At 60.2% G+C, this 18,314-nt stretch carries 21 protein-coding genes; 8 read left to right on the top strand and 13 right to left on the bottom strand.

From position 1 onward, the window contains the following. Positions 1-26: 26 nt before the first annotated feature. The 3 genes from QM780_RS01370 to QM780_RS01360 all read left to right on the top strand — a co-directional run bounded on the left by QM780_RS01370 (position 27) and on the right by QM780_RS01360 (position 2,194). On the top strand, positions 27-752 hold the full coding sequence (locus tag QM780_RS01370) for a hypothetical protein (protein WP_415068691.1): 726 nt from the start codon (positions 27-29) through the stop codon (positions 750-752). Positions 753-845: 93 nt separating this feature from the next. Next, positions 846-1,943, top strand: a complete 1,098-nt coding sequence (gene ychF / locus QM780_RS01365) for a redox-regulated ATPase YchF (protein WP_415068690.1) — start codon at positions 846-848, stop codon at positions 1,941-1,943. A gap of 11 nt (positions 1,944-1,954) precedes the next feature. Next, positions 1,955-2,194, top strand: coding sequence for a DUF3297 family protein (locus QM780_RS01360; protein WP_415068689.1), 240 nt, complete (start codon positions 1,955-1,957; stop codon positions 2,192-2,194). Positions 2,195-2,204: 10 nt separating this feature from the next. On the opposite strand, the gene QM780_RS01355 is transcribed toward QM780_RS01360, so the two are convergent. Then, positions 2,205-2,507, bottom strand: coding sequence for a plasmid stabilization protein (locus QM780_RS01355; RefSeq protein WP_415068688.1), 303 nt, complete (start codon positions 2,505-2,507; stop codon positions 2,205-2,207). A gap of 254 nt (positions 2,508-2,761) precedes the next feature. On the opposite strand from QM780_RS01355, the gene QM780_RS01350 reads away from it, so the two are divergent. Then, positions 2,762-3,811, top strand: coding sequence for a PAS domain-containing protein (locus QM780_RS01350; RefSeq protein ID WP_415068687.1), 1,050 nt, complete (start codon positions 2,762-2,764; stop codon positions 3,809-3,811). An 83-nt stretch (positions 3,812-3,894) separates the two neighbouring features. Here the strand turns inward: QM780_RS01350 and QM780_RS01345 are convergent, their stop codons facing one another. The 6 genes from QM780_RS01345 to QM780_RS01320 form a co-directional block, all read right to left on the bottom strand. Further along, positions 3,895-5,403 (bottom strand): catalase, encoded by a 1,509-nt coding sequence (locus tag QM780_RS01345; protein WP_415068686.1) that lies wholly within the window; start codon positions 5,401-5,403, stop codon positions 3,895-3,897. Positions 5,404-5,536: 133 nt separating this feature from the next. Then, positions 5,537-6,208 carry an L-fuculose-phosphate aldolase gene (locus tag QM780_RS01340; RefSeq protein WP_415068685.1) on the bottom strand — a complete coding sequence of 224 codons (672 nt, stop codon included), beginning with the start codon at positions 6,206-6,208 and terminating at the stop codon, positions 5,537-5,539. Positions 6,209-6,212: 4 nt separating this feature from the next. Then, entirely contained in the window at positions 6,213-7,313 is a 1,101-nt protein-coding gene (mtnA, locus tag QM780_RS01335; protein ID WP_415068684.1) for an S-methyl-5-thioribose-1-phosphate isomerase, read from the bottom strand. After that, positions 7,303-8,013 (bottom strand): alpha/beta fold hydrolase, encoded by a 711-nt coding sequence (locus tag QM780_RS01330; RefSeq protein ID WP_415068683.1) that lies wholly within the window; start codon positions 8,011-8,013, stop codon positions 7,303-7,305. Before QM780_RS01330 ends, mtnA begins: the two co-directional genes overlap by 11 nt. Before the next feature lie 2 nt (positions 8,014-8,015). Next, positions 8,016-8,237 (bottom strand): hypothetical protein, encoded by a 222-nt coding sequence (locus tag QM780_RS01325; protein ID WP_415068682.1) that lies wholly within the window; start codon positions 8,235-8,237, stop codon positions 8,016-8,018. Positions 8,238-8,246: 9 nt separating this feature from the next. Next, complete coding sequence (locus QM780_RS01320) at positions 8,247-8,786, bottom strand: adenine phosphoribosyltransferase (RefSeq protein WP_415068681.1); 540 nt, start codon at positions 8,784-8,786, stop codon at positions 8,247-8,249. A gap of 178 nt (positions 8,787-8,964) precedes the next feature. Here QM780_RS01320 and QM780_RS01315 point away from each other — a divergent pair, with 178 nt between their 5' ends. Next, positions 8,965-9,342: a hypothetical protein gene (locus tag QM780_RS01315; RefSeq protein WP_415068680.1), complete on the top strand. Its 378-nt coding sequence runs from the start codon at positions 8,965-8,967 to the stop codon at positions 9,340-9,342. On the opposite strand, the gene QM780_RS01310 is transcribed toward QM780_RS01315, so the two are convergent. The 5 genes from QM780_RS01310 to petA form a co-directional block, all read right to left on the bottom strand. Continuing rightward, a complete protein-coding gene (locus QM780_RS01310; RefSeq protein ID WP_415068679.1) occupies positions 9,326-9,934 on the bottom strand; it encodes a GNAT family N-acetyltransferase in 609 nt (202 codons plus the stop codon). The two genes, QM780_RS01315 and QM780_RS01310, sit on opposite strands and share 17 nt — an antisense overlap. A gap of 20 nt (positions 9,935-9,954) precedes the next feature. Then, a complete protein-coding gene (locus tag QM780_RS01305) occupies positions 9,955-10,827 on the bottom strand; it encodes an S-methyl-5'-thioadenosine phosphorylase (protein ID WP_415068678.1) in 873 nt (290 codons plus the stop codon). A gap of 96 nt (positions 10,828-10,923) precedes the next feature. Continuing rightward, complete coding sequence (locus QM780_RS01300) at positions 10,924-11,784, bottom strand: cytochrome c1 (RefSeq protein WP_415068677.1); 861 nt, start codon at positions 11,782-11,784, stop codon at positions 10,924-10,926. 12 nt (positions 11,785-11,796) lie between these two features. Next, positions 11,797-13,113, bottom strand: a complete 1,317-nt coding sequence (locus QM780_RS01295) for a cytochrome b (RefSeq protein WP_415068676.1) — start codon at positions 13,111-13,113, stop codon at positions 11,797-11,799. 13 nt (positions 13,114-13,126) lie between these two features. Further along, positions 13,127-13,699, bottom strand: coding sequence for a ubiquinol-cytochrome c reductase iron-sulfur subunit (gene petA / locus QM780_RS01290; protein ID WP_415068675.1), 573 nt, complete (start codon positions 13,697-13,699; stop codon positions 13,127-13,129). Positions 13,700-13,935: 236 nt separating this feature from the next. Between petA and QM780_RS01285 the strand changes: the two genes are divergently transcribed. Then, positions 13,936-14,406 carry a tRNA (cytidine(34)-2'-O)-methyltransferase gene (locus QM780_RS01285; RefSeq protein WP_415068674.1) on the top strand — a complete coding sequence of 157 codons (471 nt, stop codon included), beginning with the start codon at positions 13,936-13,938 and terminating at the stop codon, positions 14,404-14,406. Positions 14,407-14,482: 76 nt separating this feature from the next. Then, positions 14,483-15,112, top strand: coding sequence for a methyltransferase family protein (locus QM780_RS01280; RefSeq protein WP_415068673.1), 630 nt, complete (start codon positions 14,483-14,485; stop codon positions 15,110-15,112). 85 nt (positions 15,113-15,197) lie between these two features. Here QM780_RS01280 and QM780_RS01275 read toward each other — a convergent pair whose 3' ends face one another. Next, positions 15,198-17,075: an ABC transporter ATP-binding protein gene (locus QM780_RS01275; RefSeq protein ID WP_415068672.1), complete on the bottom strand. Its 1,878-nt coding sequence runs from the start codon at positions 17,073-17,075 to the stop codon at positions 15,198-15,200. Between the two features lie 142 nt (positions 17,076-17,217). Here QM780_RS01275 and hemF point away from each other — a divergent pair, with 142 nt between their 5' ends. Further along, positions 17,218-18,126, top strand: a complete 909-nt coding sequence (hemF, locus tag QM780_RS01270; RefSeq protein ID WP_415068671.1) for an oxygen-dependent coproporphyrinogen oxidase — start codon at positions 17,218-17,220, stop codon at positions 18,124-18,126. The last annotated feature ends 188 nt before the right edge of the window (positions 18,127-18,314 follow it).

The raw sequence follows: 18,314 nt of genomic DNA, 5'->3' as shown, positions 1-18,314 counted from the left end.
CAATCGAGTAACGCGCGGAGCTGTCGATGTCCGAGTATCAGGAAGATAGCCGCGCGCGCGACGGCTCGGGATCTACTTTCGATTGGATCCTCGGCGCGCTGATCCTGCTGTTCACCACGGGCGTTTTCGCCAGCGTCGCCTGGGATGCGTATCTCGCGAATGATAAGGACAAGACCGGCGTTCGCCGTATCATCGCCAAGCGCTGGAACGATCGCACGCTCGTATTCCCGATCGAAGGCACAGACCGCCAAGGCCGCCGCGCCGTATTCGATGTCGTCGTGCTGACCAAGAATTACGGCTGGGTGCGCGGCTCGACGACCGAACTCGCAAAAGACGATCGCCGCCTCTCGGCAGATGAAATTCAAGACGAAGTCCTGGCTCCGCAATTGCGCCAAGGTCTGGGCTCCGCGCTCGGATTGATCGCCGTCGGACTGGCAAGCCAGGAAGGCGATGTCGCGCGCGAGGAGCAGCGCGGCGCCGAACGCTCAGTTCGCACCGCACGGTGGGTCCAGTCGGCGCTCGGTGATCGTATCCCGATGTGGACGCTGAACCTCGGTCGCTACGTCGATCCCTGCGCCGACTGCGAAGACACCGACACCAGCTGGCAGCGGCCGTTCATTGTCATCGCCGTCCGCCAAGCCGACGAAGGCGCCCACATTTCCGAGGCATTGGCGGATGCCATGTCAGGAACAACCAACCTCCCTGCGCCCTCACGTTATTCAGCATTCGCGTTTGCGAAATTCAAACGGTGAGCCATAGGGCCGCAGACGGCGCCGACAAGGCTTCACAATAGGCCCCCACTCGCTTAACCCACGGGCCACAACCTAAACGGATATCTCCCCACCATGGGCTTCAAATGCGGCATCGTCGGCTTGCCGAACGTCGGCAAGTCAACCCTCTTCAATGCGCTCACACAAACGGCACAGGCCGAGGCTGCCAACTATCCTTTCTGCACGATCGAACCGAACGTCGGCGAGGTCGCTGTCCCAGACGATCGCCTCGAAACGCTGGCCAAGATCGCCGGCAGCAAGGAGATCCTGCCGACGCGCCTGACATTCGTCGACATCGCCGGCCTCGTCCGCGGCGCCTCGAAAGGCGAAGGCCTCGGCAACAAGTTTCTCTCGCACATTCGCGAGGTCGATGCCGTCGCCTACGTGTTGCGCTGCTTCGTCGATGAGGACATCACCCACGTCGAAAATCGCATCGATCCGCTCGCCGACGCCGACGTCGTCGAAACCGAGCTGATGCTCGCCGATCTCGAAAGCCTAGAAAAACGGATCGCGCAAATCGAGAAGAAAGCGAAATCCGGCGACAAGGAAGCCAAGGCCCAGTTCGCCGTGATGGAAAAGCCATTGCTGCTCCTTCGTGAAGGCAAGCCCGCCCGCCTCGCCAAGATGACAGCGGAAGAAATGCCGACCTTCCGCGCGCTTCAGCTTTTGACATCGAAGCCGGTGGTCTACGTTTGCAACGTCGAAGAAACCGCCGCCGCCAACGGCAACGCCTACTCCAAGCAGGTCGAGGATCGCGCCAAAGCCGAAGGTGCCGCTGTGGTGATCATCTCGGCGAAAATCGAAAGCGAGTTTGCCGGCCTCGCGCCGGAAGACCGCAACGCCTTTCTCGCCGAGATGGGATTGGACGAGCCGGGCCTCAATCGTCTGATCCGCGCAGGCTACAGTTTGCTCGACCTCGTAACTTATTTCACCGTCGGCCCGAAGGAAGCACGCGCCTGGACGATCACGCGCGGCACCAAGGCGCCGCAGGCCGCGGGCGTCATCCACACCGATTTCGAAAAGGGCTTCATCCGGGCCGAAACGATCGCATACGGCGATTATGTCGCCGGCAATGGCGAAACTGGTGCTAAAGAAGCCGGAAAAATGCGTCTCGAAGGCAAGGACTACGTCGTCCAGGACGGCGACGTCATGCACTTCCGTTTCGCCAACTAGGACGATCCGACATGTCCGAAAACTTTCCCGACCGCCTCTGCAATGATCCAGCCAGCCCGTTCTTCAACGAAGAACTTCTAAAGCGCGACATCGGCATCCGCTTCAACGGCACCGAGAAGACGAACGTCGAGGAATATTGCATCAGCGAAGGCTGGATTCGCGTCGCCGCCGGAAACGCCAGGGATCGCAAAGGCCGCCCGATGACGCTGAAGCTCAAAGGCAAAGTGGAGCCCTATTTCCGCAACGCTTGATCGCGTCTTGCTAGCTTCCGCGCCGTTTGCGCGTGGCGGCTGCTTTCCGCGCCGAGGCGCTGCGCGCGGCTGCCGGTCGTGATGCCAACGCCTTGCCGCCGATCCGGCCGCCGCGCCGCGATGCCGTATGCGTTTCGGTCTTGCCGCGGCCCGAGCCACTCTTCTTGCCGCCGCCGCTTTCTTTGTTAACGGTCGCCCACGCACGCCGCTCGGCCTCTCCCTTGCCGACGCCGCGCTGCTCGTAGCCCTCCTCGATGTGTTCGGCCTTGCGCTTCTGCTTGTTTGTATAGCTCGACTTATCGCCTCTCGGCATGACGCGCTCCTCTTTCAATCTGGCACCAATCAGGCAACGCGCGGCGGCGGAGAGGAGTTGCAGGAGTGTCGCGGCCTATGCGCCGTCCGCAAATATGGCGCCGAAATACTCGCGATGTGCCCCATCGCGCGACACACAGCTTGGCTCTGCTCAGATCGTGCAACTAAAGTCGAACAGATGTAAAGTTGTAGGAGGTGGGGCACTGTCTTAGCGTGGAACGCTGTTAAGTCGCGCTATTCGCTGGAGTACGGGTTTTGGAGTTTGCGGCCGGCGTCTACAAGAGCATTCTTTTTCCGGTTATTCCGACAAACACCGGCGACCATCTCTCCGAGTTGCAGAAAGCGATGCTGGATGCGACGCCCGATTGCATCAAGATCTTGTCGGTCGATGGTCGGCTTTTGATGATGAATCGGGCAGGTTGCAAGGCGCTCGGCGTTCCAGAAGATTCCGAATTTGGCATGCTGTGGCTTCCACTGCTTCCGCCAGGCGTCCATCAATCGGGCCTCGAGGCGCTGCGCACGGCGGCGACAGGACAAAGCGCCCGTTTCCCGGGCCAAAGCCATTCTCCGAAGGGGACTCAGCACTGGGACAATCTTCTGACCCCGGTCGTCGACACAACCGGTAACGTCTTCTCGATTCTTTGCGTTTCGCGCGACGTAACGGCAAAGACCGAGCTTGAAAGAGATTTGGAGAATGCGGTCAGCCGCGAAAAGCTTCTCTCTCAAGAGATGCAGCATCGCATAAAAAATGTTTTCGCAATCGTTTCCGCTCTCATAACTATTTCGGAAAAGGAAGCTGGCAGAGACGATGCTTCACAAAGCGCAACCAAAATCCTGCGTGCGAAAATCGGTGCGCTGTCCCGCGCCTCCGAGGTGGCCTTCCCACTATCGGAGATCAAAAACGTCGCCAATTCGCGGCTTGATATCGGCTCCCTCGTCCATTCAGTGCTGAAGCCGTACGGCAATCGCTATAGCGCCTCTGGAAGTCAAACCTCTGTCCGCCACAAGAATTTGACCACCATCGCCCTTTTTCTGCACGAGCTCGCAACGAACTCGGTGAAATACGGAGCCTTCAGTTCCGACGAAGGCGCCGTCTCAATAAATTGGGCGATGAACGACCAGGAATTGAGCTTGCTGTGGTCCGAAAGCGGGGGGCCACCGATTCTGACGGAGCCCCGTGAGCAAGGTTTCGGCAGCGAAATGGTGGGCAGGATCGTCGGCTCGGTCGGAGGACGCATCAGCAGGACCTGGTCGCGAGACGGTATGATCGCGCAATTACATTTGCCGAATTCAGATCTGGCTTGAGCACGCGCGAATTTACGAAAGCAGACCGCTTCCCAAACGCAACGCCGTACACGAAAGGCATACGGCGTTGCGATGAAACGTGGTTACTCTGCCGCTTCCGCGCCTCGCGGCATCTTCTGCTGCTGCGCCGTCTCTGACGCTTTCTGTCGCGTCATGTGCTCCAGAGCCGCGCGAACACCCGCCTCATAATCCGGATGCACCTTCTTGAAATGCGCAAGCTGACGCTCGGCGATGAAATCGGGAATGCCCCACATCGCCTCGGCTAGGTTGGAAAACAGCCGCGCCTTCTGCTCTTTGTTGAAGAGATTGAACAGCGCCGTCACCTGCCGGTAATCGTCGTTGCCGTCGCGATGATTGAAGCGATCGGCGTCGCCCGAAATCTTGAGCGGCGGCTCGGCAACCGACTTGTCCTGCGCGGCGCCATTGAACGAGTTCGGCTCATAGTAAGCATCGACGTTGCCAGTCTCCGGTGCGAAGAACCGCATCGGGCCGTCCTTGTGATAGTTATGAACCGGGCAGCGCGACGCGTTCACCGGCAGATGCTCGTAGTGCGTCCCGAGCCGATAGCGATGCGCATCGGCATACGAGAATATCCGCGCCTGCAGCATCTTGTCGGGCGAGAATCCGATACCGGGCACAATGTTCGACGGCGAAAAAGCCGCCTGCTCGATCTCGGCGAAATAGTTCTCGGGATTGCGGTTGAGCTCGAGAATACCGATGTCGATCGGGGGATAATCGGCGTGCGGCCACACCTTGGTGAGGTCGAACGGATTGTACCAATGCTTATCGGCCTCCGCCTCGGGCATCACCTGCACCTGCACCTTCCATCTTGGGAAGTCGCCGCTCTCGATCGCGGTGAACAGATCTTCCTGCGTCGACTCGCGGGTATGTCCGACGATCTCGACGGCTTCCTTGTTGGTCCAGTGCTTGTGCCCTTGCAGCGTCTTGAAATGGAATTTCACCCAGAAGCGCTCATTCTGCGCGTTGAGGAAAGAGTATGTGTGCGAGCCATAGCCGTTCATGTTGCGAACGCCGACCGGCAGACCGCGATCCGACATCAGGATCGTCACCTGATGCAGGCTTTCCGGCGACAGCGACCAGAAATCCCACATCGCCGTTGGAGAACGCAGGTTCGTTTTCGGATGCCGTTTCTGCGTATGAATGAAATCCGGAAACTTCATCGGGTCGCGCACAAAGAACACTGGCGTGTTGTTCCCAACGAGATCCCAGTTGCCTTCGCTCGTATAGAATTTCAGCGCAAACCCGCGCACGTCGCGCTCCGCGTCCGCCGCGCCAAGCTCGCCCGCAACTGTCGAGAAGCGCGCGATCATGTCGGTCTTGGCGCCAGGCTGCAGCGCTTTTGCTTTGGTATATTTCGAAATGTCGCCCGTGATTGTCAGGGTGCCGTAAGCGCCCCATCCTTTTGCATGCACGGTGCGCTCGGGAATGCGCTCGCGGTTCTGATGCGCGAGCTTTTCGATGAGTTGGTAATCCTGCATGAGCAGCGGACCGCGCGGCCCGGCTGACAGCGAATTCTGGTTGTCTGCGACAGGAGCCCCTGCGGATGTGGTGAGTTTCGCGATATCGGTCATGTGATCGTCCTTCCTGGAGGAAACCAAAGAGACCTAAGATCAGAAAAACTTACTTCACCAATCGAATGTTCAGGAATTCCTTATAAGGCAAACTTATGGTGCTGAAATTCTGACCGTAGTCGATCATTCACTGCTATCTGCACTTCTGATTTAGCTCAGCATTCCTGCCATAGCCTTTAAATCGCTCGACAATCTTGAGCATTTCGGCGTCATCCAAAACATGCACATCGCCGAGCACAAGGAGTTTGTAATACTGCTCGGCCAGAACTTCCACCTCTCGCGCAAGTTCGAGCGCATGCGCCAGCGAAACACCGCAAGCAATCAGCCCATGATTGGCCATCAGGCATGCGTCGCGGTCGCGAAGGCCCACTGCCACATGCTGCGCGAGTTCTTCCGTACCGTACGTTGCGTAAGGCACGCATGGAATGTCTTTCCCGCCCGCAACTCCGACCATGTAATGAAAAGCCGGGATCGGCTTGTGCGCACAGGCGAGCACGGTCGCATGCAGTGAATGCGTATGAACCAAGGCCTGCCTGTCCGGCCGCACGCGATAGGCCGCAAGATGAAAGTGCCACTCACTCGACGGCTTCAGCTGACCTTCGGGAACGCTCCCGTCTTCATTGACGAAGACGATGTCATCAGGGTCCGTATCTTCGTAGTGCTTCCCTGTCGGCGTGATCAGCATACCCTCACCGAAGCGACACGAGACGTTCCCGGCCCGCCCCGGTGAAAGCCCCGACCGGCTCATCTCGAGAGCGGTCGCGATGACTTCTTTTCTGAGGCTCTTTTCGCTTTGTTGTTTCACGTTTCTATGCCGCCGCGTTCGTCTTCTCGGGATAGAGCGAAAGAAGGCCCTCGCGCGATGCTGCACATAGCCCGCGTTCGGTGATGAACCCTGTGACGAGGCGCGACGGCGTCACGTCGAAGGCCGGATTGCGCGCATGCGTCCCTTCCGCCGCAATCAGCACCGACGACACCTCCCCATCCGGGAGTTTGCCGTGCACGCGCAAAACCTCGTCTTCGCTGCGCTCTTCGATCGGAATCTCCCGGCCGCTTTCCGTCCGCCAATCGATCGTCGAGTAAGGTAGCGCGACGTAGAACGGCACCTGCATATCATGCGCGGCCAGCGCCTTCAGATACGTGCCGATCTTGTTCGCAACATCGCCATTGGCCGTTACCCGATCCGTTCCGACGATGACGAGATCGACCTCGCCTGTTTGCATGAAATGTCCACCGGCGTTATCGGCAATAAGGCTGTGGGGAACGCCATGCTGCAAAAGCTCGAACGCGGTCAGCGCCGCGCCCTGATTGCGCGGACGCGTCTCATCGACCCACACATGCACCGGAATGCCCGCATCGTGCGCGTGATAGATCGGCGATGTCGCCGTTCCCCAATCGACGCAAGCCAGCCAGCCGGCGTTACAGTGCGTCAGCACGTTGACCGGCCGGCCGCTTTTCTTTTTCGAAATCTCCTCGATCAACTTCAAGCCGTTGACGCCGATCCTGCGGCACGTCTCGACATCGTCGTTCGCAAGCTCGGCGGCACGGGCATAGGCGGCCGCCGCGCGAACAGCGGGGGCGAGAGGCAAGAGCGTTGAGCGAATATCCTCCAGCGCCCAGCGCAGATTGATCGCCGTCGGTCGTTGCTCGCCGAGGAACGCAACAGAACGCGCCAGGCTGGCATCCGAAGTATCGACGCGCATCGCCAGCGCGACACCGTATGCCGCCGTCACCCCGATCAGCGGCGCGCCTCGTACCTGCATCGTCTTGATGGCGCGCGCGGCATCCTCGACTGTTTTAAGCGACAACCGCACCAGCTTGTGCGGCAACAGCGTCTGATCGATGATGCCGACGGACCAGCCATCAGGCTCCAGCCAGATCGTGCGCGACGGCACCCCGTCAAGCTTCATAGTGTGCCTCCGCCGTTGACCTTGTGAAGTGAATGATTTCGGCTGCGGCTTCCGCCGGCCGCGTCTGCAGCAGCATATGGGCACCGGGAATGATGATCATGCGCGCGCGGCCCCGCTCACTGACGGCCCGCTGCATCGCGGACTTGCGGACCAGCCAATCGCCTCGACCATGCAGCACCAGGATGGGGCACGAAAGCCGGGCGAAATCGTCCCGCACGTCGACCCCTGCGATGGCCCGCAATCGCGCCGCCCGGACCGGCCGCGACAGTGACCGAACGATCTGATCGACTTTGCCTGCAAGCTCCGGATCGCCGAAAGGTCCCATCAGGATCGCGTCACGAATATTCGCCGGAGTCGATTGCGGATCGACGCGCGCCGCATGGCGGATGAACCAGGACGGCCACGGGTTTTTAACGAAGGTCGCAGCCAAAACGATGCCTTTGACCTGCCGCCGCAACTGCGTCGCAACGCGAATGGCGACCGGCCCGGAGAACGACTCACCCAGCAGATACACGTTTCTGGAACCGATCTCCTTTCGCACGATCTCGGCATAGCCGGCATATCCGAGCGAGGGATCCTGCGGGTAGCGCACAACTTTCACGGCAAGTTCGGGCGCCAGCCGCTCCGCCAGACGATCGAACAGGTCGCCCGTCCCGTCGAGGCCGGGCAACAGAACGATTTCTGGTACGCCGTTGACCATGCTCAATAGCCGGCGGGGCCGGGCAATGGGATGTGGAGCGCGGCATCGAGACCGCAGGCTCCGCACTTCAGCGCATACCACTCCGAATAAGGTCGCGCCGACCGATCGATGATCTCGATGCCGGCGACGTCGCAGGCAGGACATTTCTGGACCGAAAAGGGATCGCAACGCCAGGCGGCGATGCGATCGAGGGCGTTGGGAAGATGTTCGCTTTTCAGGTCCACGGCCGGCCCCTAGTGCCCGCCGAATGCGACGAGCGCATGACTTGTAACACCAAGGTCATCGAGGCGCTTCATGCCTCCAAGGTCCGGTAGATCGACGATGAACGTCGCCCCGACCACGTTTCCGCCCGATCGCTGAATGAGTTTAACGGCCGCTTCCGCTGTGCCGCCCGTAGCAATCAGATCATCGACCACCAGGATCCGCGACCCGTTTTCGACGGCATCTTCGTGCATCTCGATCACGTCGACGCCATATTCCAGCGTGTAGGACTGGCCGATCGTCTTCCACGGCAGCTTGCCCTTCTTGCGGATCGGAATGAAGCCGCATTCCAGGCGATCCGCGATCGCCCCGCCCAGAATGAAGCCGCGCGCCTCGATGCCCGCGACCGCGGCAACTTTTTTGTCTTCGAACGGCTTTGCCATGCCTTTGATCGCTTTTTTCAGCCCTTTCGGATCGGAAAGCAGCGTCGTGATGTCCCGGAACATGATGCCGGGTTTCGGATAGTCGGGGATCGTACGAATGAGTTCTTGAAGGCCGTCGAAGTTCTTCACCTGCTCCACTCCCGTCAAATTGACGGCGCAAAATAGCAATATCTCTCCCCTCAAGGTAGATTTAGAGCAACGCCGTCGTGCTTAATCATTTGGCACGACCTCAGAGTTTATGCTTGAGGGAAAAGTGATGGCATCTTCAGGCATGTCGGCAATGGCAGGACCAGATTTCGACCCACTCTTGGACGAGTCCGAAGACCTGCCGCGGACATTGAGACGCGAAAAGGAAGCCCGGGCCCGTGAGGCCCGCGAACGTGACGCCCAGGAACGCGCCGCCGCGCCGAGCCTGCCGATGGGGTCGGACGAGCGCCCGAAACCACAGCCGCAGATCTATGCGTCGGCCGACTTCAATCCCGGTTCGGCAACCGCAGGCCCGGTCACGGTCAAGAAGATCGACGTTCCGTTCGTTGAGCTCATGCTCTTTTTCCTGAAGGCCGTATTCGCCGCAATCCCAGCTTTGATCCTGCTCGGGGCTGCTCTGTGGATACTTGGCAACCTGCTGGAGCTGGCCTTCCCCTGGCTGATCAAGATGAAGATCCTGATCAGCTTCCCGAATTAGCTCTGTCGACTAACGGCTTAGTGAGCATCAGCCACTGGCTCGGGCCGACGCGACCGCCGAAGGCGATCCATGGCAATGACGCCTCTATTTTGAAGCCTCTCTTTTCGTAGAGGGCGCGGGCCCGTGCGTTGGTGTCTTCGGCGACTATCGAGAGTCCCCGGGCGCCGATCTGCAATGCCAAGTGATCGGCGTAGTCGAGAAGCGTTGAAGCGAGGCCCCGGCCGCGAAACTCCGGATAGACGGCAATGGCAAAAATGTTCCAGTAGCCCGGAACGCGGTTTTCCAATGCGATCAGCGGCTCGACGTGCGCTGGATCGCCTTCCTGCGCGGCCTCCTCCTTAGCTATCAGCCCGCCAATCAGTCCGCCAGCCACCCGGCCGCCGACCTCGACAATGTGCGCTCTCGAATAGTGATACGGGAGACTCAGATCTTCCGTCACGAGGCGGCGCGCAGCGGAAAAAACCAATTCATCGCCATCGCGTGCCGTCATCCATTGGTCGAGATCGACGCCGTGCCCGGCGATATCGACGAACGCCGCGATGTCCAGCGCGTCATTAATGTGTGCGCGACGAATTCGGCTGTTCGTGTCCATGATGAAGCGCGCCGATCGCCTTACCCCAGCACTCGCCCCGCAACCGCATCGAGCTTTTTTAGCAGTTCGGGATCCCGCGCTTCCGGCGGCGTGATGAGCGCAACTTCCAGCGCCCGATCCGATCCGATCGGACATGCGGGATGCTCGCGCGGAAAATCGCGCGCCAGATGCGCGACCAACCGCTGCGCCTTTTCGGTATTGTCCCGCATCACCGCGATGATCGACGCGACATCGACGTCCTGATGGTCGTCGTGCCAGCAGTCGTAGTCTGTCACCATGGCGACGCTCGCGTAGCAGATCTCGGCCTCCCGAGCGAGCTTCGCCTCCGGCATGTTGGTCATGCCGATCACATCGCAATTCCATGAGCGATAGAGGTTGCTCTCGGCCCGTGTCGAGAACTGCGGCCCCTCCATCGCCAGATACGTGCCGCCCTTATGCACCTTGATCCGCTCGGCCTTCGCTGACTTTTCCAGCGCTTTCGTCAACAGCGGGCCGATCGGATCGCCCATCGCCACGTGCGCCACGCATCCGTTGCCGAAAAATGATTTCTCGCGCGCGAACGTCCGGTCGATGAACTGATCGGGCAGCACGAAATCGCCGGGCTTGTATTTTTTCTTCAGCGATCCGCACGCCGAAACGGAAATGAGATCGGTCACCCCGGCGCGCTTCAACGCATCGATGTTGGCGCGGTAGTTGATGCCGGTCGGCGACAGCTTATGGCCGCGGCCATGGCGGGGGAGAAAGCGGATCGGAAGACCATCGATTTCGGCGAACAGAATTTCGTCCGACGGCGCGCCCCACGGACTGTCGACCGCTTTCCATTCCGGATTGCTCAGCCCCGGCAGTTGATAGAACCCGCTGCCGCCGACAATGCCCAGAACCGATGCCGTCATCCCTCACCTCGCCAGTCTTACGTTTGCCCCCAGTTAAAAGAAAAAGGCCCCGCAAGCGAGGCCTTCCAGTTTGCAAATCGTCACAAGCGCCTTGGGTCAGTGCTTGATGCTGGCCCAGATCCGCTTCTTGCCCAGATAGAGCAAGACGGTGGTGACGATCAGGTACAGAATGACCTGCCATCCGATCTGCTTGCGCGTATCGAGCGACGGATCGGCGGCCCATGACAGAAATGCGACAACGTCCCTCGAGTAATTCTCGACGGTCGAGGGTGTGCCGTCCTGATATTGGACGACGCCGTCGGTCAGCGGCGGCGGCATGCTGATCTGATGCCCCGGGAAGACCTTGTTGTAGAATTTGCCGTCGACCAGCTTGAAACCATCCGGCGGATCGGAGAACCCGTTCAGCAGCGCATAGATGTAGTCGGCGCCGCCCTCCTGATAGGCCTCGGCGATATCGCCAAGCATCAGGAAAGGATGGATCCACCAGCTCGGATTGCGTTCGACATTGCGCGCCCGCGCGATCAGCGAAAGATCCGGCGGCAGCGCGCCGTTCTGAGCCGCTCGCGCTTCCTGATCGTTATGATAAGGGCCACGGATGGGGTCGGACAGCAGCGCCGGCCTCTCGAACATCTTTCCTTCGTCGTTCGGACCGTCAGTGATCTGGTTCGGCCATGCCTTCGCCAGGTCTTTCACGGCGGCTTCCGGAAATTCCGGACCGCCACGCTGCACGAGATTGCGAAACGCCACACGCTTCAGGCCATGGCAGTTCGAGCAAACATCCTTGTAGACTTGGAATCCACGCTGCAGTTGGGCCGTGTCGAACTGTCCGGTGAAGCCAGAAAACGACCATGGCTGCCGCACGATTTCCGGATGGCCGCCCTCTTCGGCTGAAACGCTCGTCGCCGCCAGGATCGCTGAAAGGGCGAAAAGAAGCGTGAGTGAGATGCGCTGTTTCATCAATCGCTCTCCTCAGCGCACTTCTGGTGCGGCGGCCGCACCTGACGGAAGACCAGCCCCACCCTTCTCCAGCACCGATTCCGTGATCGAACGCGGTAACCTGCGCGGCGTCTCGACCAAACCAACGATCGGCATGATGACGAGGAAGAACAGGAAGTAGCAGACCGTGAAAATCTGCGCCGCCGTCACGTAGACGCCTTCGGCCGGCTTCGAGCCAAGATATCCGAGCGCAACGCACGTAAAGACGAAGAACCAGAAGAACCATTTGAAAATCGGCCGATACTTCGATGATCGGACGCGCGAGGTATCGAGCCACGGCGCAAACGCGATAATGACGACCGCCGAGAACATCGCGACGACGCCGCAAAGCTTCGCATATTGCCCGAGCGGAATACCCAGGAACGAACTCGTGAACGCACGCAGGATCGCGTAGAACGGCAGGAAATACCATTCAGGCACGATATGCGGCGGCGTGACGAGCGGGTTGGCCTCGACGTAATTGTCCGCGTGCCCCAGATAGTCGGGCACGAAGAACACGAACCAGGCATAAAGCAGCAGGAAGGCGAAAATCCCGACCGAGTCCTTCGACGTCGCGTAAGGATGCATCGGAACGCAGTCGCTCGGTTCCTTGAGATCGAGCCCGGTCGGATTATTCTGCCCAACGATATGCAGCGCCCAGATGTGCAGCCCGACGACGCCCGCCAAAACGAACGGCAACAGATAGTGCAGCGAGAAAAACCGGTTGAGCGTCACGCCCGACACTGCGTAGCCGCCCCACAGCCATTCGACGATGGCGGTTCCGAGCCCATTCCAGATCGTATCCAGGGCCGAGAAGAGGTTGGTGATAACCGTTACGCCCCAGAAGCTCATCTGCCCCCAAGGCAGCGTGTAGCCCATGAACGCCGTGGCCATCATCAGCAGCATAATGAGCACGCCGAGAATCCACAGCACTTCGCGCGGCGCCTTGTAGGAGCCGTAATAGAAGCCGCGGAAAATATGGATGTAGACCGCGAAGAAGAACATCGACGCGCCGACCGAGTGTAGGTTGCGCAGCATCCACCCGTAGTTCACGTCGCGCCGGATCTGCTCGATCGAATCGAAGGCGGCCGCCGCGCTCGGCTGGTAATGCATCGCGAGCACCACGCCGGTTGCGATCTGGCCGACGAGAATGATCGTCAGGATGCCGCCGAAGGTCCAAAGATAGTTAAGGTTGCGAGGCGTCGGATAATCGATGAACTGGTTCTTCACCACACGGCCGATCGGCAAACGCTCGTCTAGCCATTTGCCCCAGCGCGTCGTCGCCACGTAATCCGAGGATCGGGCTCCCATTTGCTCTCTCCCCCTAACCGATCTTGATCTTGGTATCGGCTGTGAACGCGTACGGCGGCACCTCCATGTTGCGTGGAGCCGGCCCCTTTCGGATGCGCCCCGAGGTATCGTACTGCGAGCCGTGGCACGGGCAGAACCAGCCGCCGAACTCGCCGCGCTCGTCGCCCAGCGCCTGCCCCTTCGGGATGCAGCCCAGATGCGTGCAGATGCCGATGATGATGATCCAGTTCTCATGCCCCGCCTTGGTGCGGTTGGCATCGGTCGCCGGATCGTCAGTCGGCAGATCTTCGTTTCGCGCCAGCGGATCGGGCAAAGCCTTGACGTCGACATCGATCGCCGACTGGACCTCGGCCTTGGTGCGATTGCGGATGAAGATCGGCTTGCCGCGCCACATCCCGGTGATCGCCTGACCCTCCTTCACCGGAGCAAGATCGATCTCGACCGACGACAGCGCCATCGTGCTGGCGTCCGGATTCATTTGTTGGATGAATGGCCACAAAAGAGCCGCGCCGCCGACTGCGGCAAACGCGTTGCCCGCAACCACCAGGAAATCCCGGCGATTGGGCTCCAAGGCATCAGTGCTCAACGCGTGTCTCCCGCATTGGGAACTAGAGCCCCGAAGGCTTGCCAGCGGCAGAAAACTTGATCCCGCTACCGATTGCCCGTTTTTTGGACTCTAGCTCGTGTGTTTCTTCCCTGATTGAGTGTTTTGACAGCGTTTGATGCCACTATCAATCGGAAAGCGCGACAAAAAGTGAGAGGCAATTTAGCGCATATGTCGCATGGACACAGATCTTCATCAGACGGCAGACACCGGCCGCAATGACCCGCCTCGCCCTTTATCAACCCGACATCGCACAAAACACCGGAACGATGCTCCGCCTCGCCGCTTGTTTCGGCGTGCCGGTCGATGTCATCGGCCCCACGGGCTTCGACATGAGCGATCGTGCGCTGAAGCGCGCCGCGCTCGATTATCTGCCGTTCGTTGACCTCACGCGCCACGCGAGCTTCGACGCCTTCATGGCACAACGTTCGGCCGCTTCGTCGCCGGGCCGCCTCCTCCTGCTGACGACCAAAGCGACGACGCCCCATATCGATTTCACTTTCGCCGCCGACGATACGCTGATGCTCGGCCGCGAAAGTGCAGGCGTGCCCGATGCGGTCCACGAACGCGTAGATGCGCGCATTACGATACCGATGCGCCCGGGTCTCCGATCGCTGAACGTCGCCGTCGCGGCCGCGATCGTTCTCGCCGAAGCGTTGCGCCAGACGGGCGGCTTTCCATCCGCCTGAATCGATCCCGCCTGTCGCACACGTGACACGCGACTGCTGCAAATCTGTCGGATCACCCGCAAGTCCGCAGACTCGTATGCCGATTGATGAAATTTTGACGACTGCAGGCGCCGCATCGGCATTTCTGCTGATCCTCGGGATGCTCGCAGGTCGCTCAAAAAGCCAATGGCGGATATGGCCCGCGCCGCCGGTCGGCTCCCTCAAAAGCTTCGCGTTCTGGACACTCTTCCGCACTTTGAACGTTTCGGTCCTGGCACTTGCGACCGAACGTTTCCTAACGACGCTGTCGGGTCCGATGCTTCCTCTCAGAATTGTGCTGGCGGTGGCGGCGTTCGTTGCCGGTATCGCCTATGCCTACACACTCTGGTCGCTCGGTCGAAAGGCAACCTATTGCCAGGCAAGCGGCCTGCAGACGTCCGGCATCTATCGCTGGACGCGCAACCCCCAATACGCCACCGCTATTCTCGCCTTTACCGCTCTAGGACTCGCGGCTTGGAGCTTCGACGCCACCGCTCTCGCCGCCGCTGTCGTCAGTGTCTATGCCATGATGGCCGCAACCGAGGAGCCTTGGCTCGAAGACCGCTATGGCAGCGCCTATCTCGCCTATAAAGCCAAGGTTCCGCGCTTCTTCAGCATTCGCCGGACCGCCGCTGAGTTGCACGCACTCATCCCCGCCTTCGTGAGCAACGCCCGCGGCAAACGCTAACAAATGGTCAGCTATCATCTGGATTTCTGTCATCCTCGGGCTCGTCCCGAGGATGACAGCATTTCCGAAATCGCGAAAACTCGAACTACTCCGCCGCTTCGCGCGCGAGGAAGCCGCCGGACTGGCGCAGCCAGAGCTTGGCATAAAGACCGCCGCGCTTCAGAAGTTCGGCGTGCGAACCTTCTTCCACGATGCGCCCATCTTCCATCACCACGAGTTGGTCCATCGCCGCGATTGTCGAAAGCCGGTGCGCGATCGCAATAACGGTCTTGCCGTCCATCAGTTTCTCGAAACTCGATTGGATCGCGGTTTCGACTTCAGAATCGAGAGCACTGGTCGCTTCGTCGAGCACCAGAATCGGCGCGTTTTTCAGCAGCACGCGCGCGATCGCGATCCGCTGCCGCTGGCCGCCCGAAAGCTTGACGCCGCGCTCGCCGACATGGGCGTCGTAGCCCTTGCGGCCTTTCAAGTCTTCGAGACCGACGATGAACTCGTGCGCTTCCGCGAGCTTTGCCGCTGCGATGACCTCCGCATCCGTGGCATCGAGGCGGCCGTAGAGAATGTTGTCGCGCACCGACCGGTGCAGCAACGAAGTATCCTGCGTCACCATGCCGATTTCCGCGCGCAAGCTGTCCTGCGTCACCCGCGAAATATCCTGCCCGTCGATCAGGATCCGACCGCCTTCGAGATCGTAGAAGCGCAGCAGCAGATTGACGAGCGTCGATTTCCCCGCGCCGGAACGTCCGACGAGACCGACCTTCTCCCCGGGCCGCACATTGAGCGACAGCGATTCGATCACGCGCGGCGGCGCATCCTCCGCCGAGGCGCGGCCCGCGCCGTAGTGGAAGTGAATGTGATCGAAGCGGATCTCCCCGCGCGGCACCGTGAGCGGCTTCGCATCGGCCGCATCGACGAGCAGGTTCGGCCGCGAGATCGTCTCCATGCCTTCATGCACGACGCCGATGTTTTCGAACACATCCGCGATCGTCCACATCACCCAGCCCGACATCGTGACGATGCGAATGACGAGACCGCTGACGACCGCGATATCGCCGACCGAGACATGATGCAGCGTCCACAGCCAGATCGCGGTGCCGGTCGTCGTGACCAGGAGGATGCCGTTCAAAATGTAAAGAACGATCTGCATCGAGGTCACGAGCCGGAGCGAGGCCTGCCACTTTTCCATCTGCTCGGTCAGCGCCTCGCGCGCGTAAACGTCCTCACGCTCGGCATGCGCGAAGAGTTTCACCGTCATGATGTTTGTGTAGCTGTCGACGATCCGGCCGACGAGCATCGACCGCGCTTCCGACGATTCCGTCGAGCGCGCCTTGATGAGCGGCACGAAATGCCTGAGCGTTACGGTGTAGGCGACGAGCCACGCCATCAGCGGAACGGTCAACCGCCAGTCCGACGCCGCAAACAGCAAAGCCGATCCGACGAACTGCACGCTCGCATACCAGATCGCATCGATGAGCTGCACCAGGCTCTCGCGCAGCGACGTGCCCGTCTGCATGATCTTGTTGGCGACGCGTCCGGCAAAGTCGTTCTGGAAGAAGCTCAGGCTCTGGCGCAGAACGTAGCGGTGCGTTTGCCAGCGAATGCGGGACGTGCACGCAGCCGCCAGCATCTGGTTCTTGATGAAGTCATGCGCGGCGGAAACAAGCGGCCGCAGCACCAATGCCACGAACGCCATGCCAGTAAGCGTCCAACCGTAGACGGACAAAAACGTCGACGGGTCGCCCAGCGTGCGCATCTTGTCGACGATCGCGCCGACGAAGCCCATCAGCGCGACTTCGATGGTCGAGCCGAGGCAGCCCGCGATCAGCAGCAGGACGAAATAAGGCCAGAGCGGCTTGACGAAGAACCAGTAGAAGGCCCCAAGCGTATCAGGCGGGCGCACGATCGCGCGCTCGTCGAACGGCTTGATGCGGGTCTCACCCCAGCTCATAAGGCGGCGCAACATGATCTATCGCAAAGACAATAAAGGCGCCTGATCGCAAAGTCGGCTGGATCCGACTGGCGACGGCGACCGGATGTTGATCGTGGATACCGTTTGCAGCTAAGGGTCTTTTCGGTCAAAAACAAGACATGGCGCAGAATATTCGATGAACGCTCCTGATTTGCCTCTGGCTCCTAAAAAAGCGGCTGCACGTGCTTGGTTCGAGAAGCTGCGCGACGATATCTGCGCGGCGTTCGAAAAGCTCGAAACGGACCTTCCTGCATCGGCCCCGCATGGCTCCGACGCTCCGGGAAAGTTCGTGCGCACGCCCTGGTCGCGCGCCAAAGACGGCGAAGCCGACGCCGGCGGCGGTGTCATGAGCCTGATGCACGGCCGCGTTTTCGAAAAAGTCGGCGTGCACACCTCGACGGTTTACGGCGAATTCTCGCCCGAGTTCCGCAAACAAATTCCCGGTGCCGAAGAAAACCCCGAGTTCTGGGCGTCCGGCATTTCGCTGATCGCGCATCCCGTCAACCCGAACGTGCCTGCCGTTCACATGAACACGCGCATGATCGTGACCAACAAGTGGTGGTTCGGCGGCGGCGCCGACCTGACGCCTGTTCTCGACAAACGGCGCACGCAGACCGACGCCGATACGCTTGCGTTCCACGCCGCGATGTACGGCGCCTGCGCCAACCACGCGATCGTGGATTACACCAAGCTGAAGAACTGGTGCGACGAATACTTCTTCCTGCCTCACCGCAACGAGCCGCGCGGCATCGGCGGCATTTTCTACGATTACCTGACGCCGTCCGACGCCGACGGCGGCTGGGATGCAGCCTTCGCATTCACGCAGGATGTCGGCCGCGCTTTCTTGAGCGTCTACCCGATGCTGGTGCGAGGCAATTACTCGTTGCCTTATTCCGAAGCTCAACGTGAAGAACAGCTCATCCGTCGTGGCCGCTATGTCGAATACAATTTGCTTTACGATCGCGGCACCACATTCGGATTGAAGACCGGCGGCAATACCGAATCGATCCTGTCGTCGATGCCGCCCGTGGTGAAGTGGCCGTGATTTAAGCGGCGGCGGCGGCGTCCGTCCTCGGCATCATGCCAAGGACGATGATTGTTGCAGTTTCGCCATGCCCGCACGAACCTGTTACTCTCGCTTTTGCCGGAGTGGTTTACCCTTTCGCGCACCCGTATAAGCACTGAGCAGTGCTTGCCGTCGGCACTTATGCACACGGCGAGCAAACGGTGAGG

The sequence above is a fragment of the Hyphomicrobium sp. genome, assembly GCF_047600905.1.
GTDB lineage: Bacteria > Pseudomonadota > Alphaproteobacteria > Rhizobiales > Hyphomicrobiaceae > Hyphomicrobium_B.
The sequence above is the reverse complement of the archived record's forward strand: the minus strand, read 5'-3'. Positions and strand labels throughout refer to the sequence as shown.

What these genes read in the sequence shown, in the direction of transcription:
- QM780_RS01370 (WP_415068691.1), top strand. Translation starts at nt 27, where the DNA reads ATGTCCGAGTATCAGGAAGATAGCCGCGCGCGCGACGGCTCGGGATCT.
- ychF (WP_415068690.1), top strand. Translation starts at nt 846, where the DNA reads ATGGGCTTCAAATGCGGCATCGTCGGCTTGCCGAACGTCGGCAAGTCA.
- QM780_RS01360 (WP_415068689.1), top strand. Translation starts at nt 1,955, where the DNA reads ATGTCCGAAAACTTTCCCGACCGCCTCTGCAATGATCCAGCCAGCCCG.
- QM780_RS01355 (WP_415068688.1), bottom strand. Translation starts at nt 2,507, where the DNA reads ATGCCGAGAGGCGATAAGTCGAGCTATACAAACAAGCAGAAGCGCAAG.
- QM780_RS01345 (WP_415068686.1), bottom strand. Translation starts at nt 5,403, where the DNA reads ATGACCGATATCGCGAAACTCACCACATCCGCAGGGGCTCCTGTCGCA.
- mtnA (WP_415068684.1), bottom strand. Translation starts at nt 7,313, where the DNA reads ATGAAGCTTGACGGGGTGCCGTCGCGCACGATCTGGCTGGAGCCTGAT.
- QM780_RS01330 (WP_415068683.1), bottom strand. Translation starts at nt 8,013, where the DNA reads ATGGTCAACGGCGTACCAGAAATCGTTCTGTTGCCCGGCCTCGACGGG.
- QM780_RS01310 (WP_415068679.1), bottom strand. Translation starts at nt 9,934, where the DNA reads ATGGACACGAACAGCCGAATTCGTCGCGCACACATTAATGACGCGCTG.
- QM780_RS01305 (WP_415068678.1), bottom strand. Translation starts at nt 10,827, where the DNA reads ATGACGGCATCGGTTCTGGGCATTGTCGGCGGCAGCGGGTTCTATCAA.
- QM780_RS01300 (WP_415068677.1), bottom strand. Translation starts at nt 11,784, where the DNA reads ATGAAACAGCGCATCTCACTCACGCTTCTTTTCGCCCTTTCAGCGATC.
- QM780_RS01295 (WP_415068676.1), bottom strand. Translation starts at nt 13,113, where the DNA reads ATGGGAGCCCGATCCTCGGATTACGTGGCGACGACGCGCTGGGGCAAA.
- QM780_RS01285 (WP_415068674.1), top strand. Translation starts at nt 13,936, where the DNA reads ATGACCCGCCTCGCCCTTTATCAACCCGACATCGCACAAAACACCGGA.
- QM780_RS01280 (WP_415068673.1), top strand. Translation starts at nt 14,483, where the DNA reads ATGCCGATTGATGAAATTTTGACGACTGCAGGCGCCGCATCGGCATTT.
- QM780_RS01275 (WP_415068672.1), bottom strand. Translation starts at nt 17,075, where the DNA reads ATGTTGCGCCGCCTTATGAGCTGGGGTGAGACCCGCATCAAGCCGTTC.
- hemF (WP_415068671.1), top strand. Translation starts at nt 17,218, where the DNA reads ATGAACGCTCCTGATTTGCCTCTGGCTCCTAAAAAAGCGGCTGCACGT.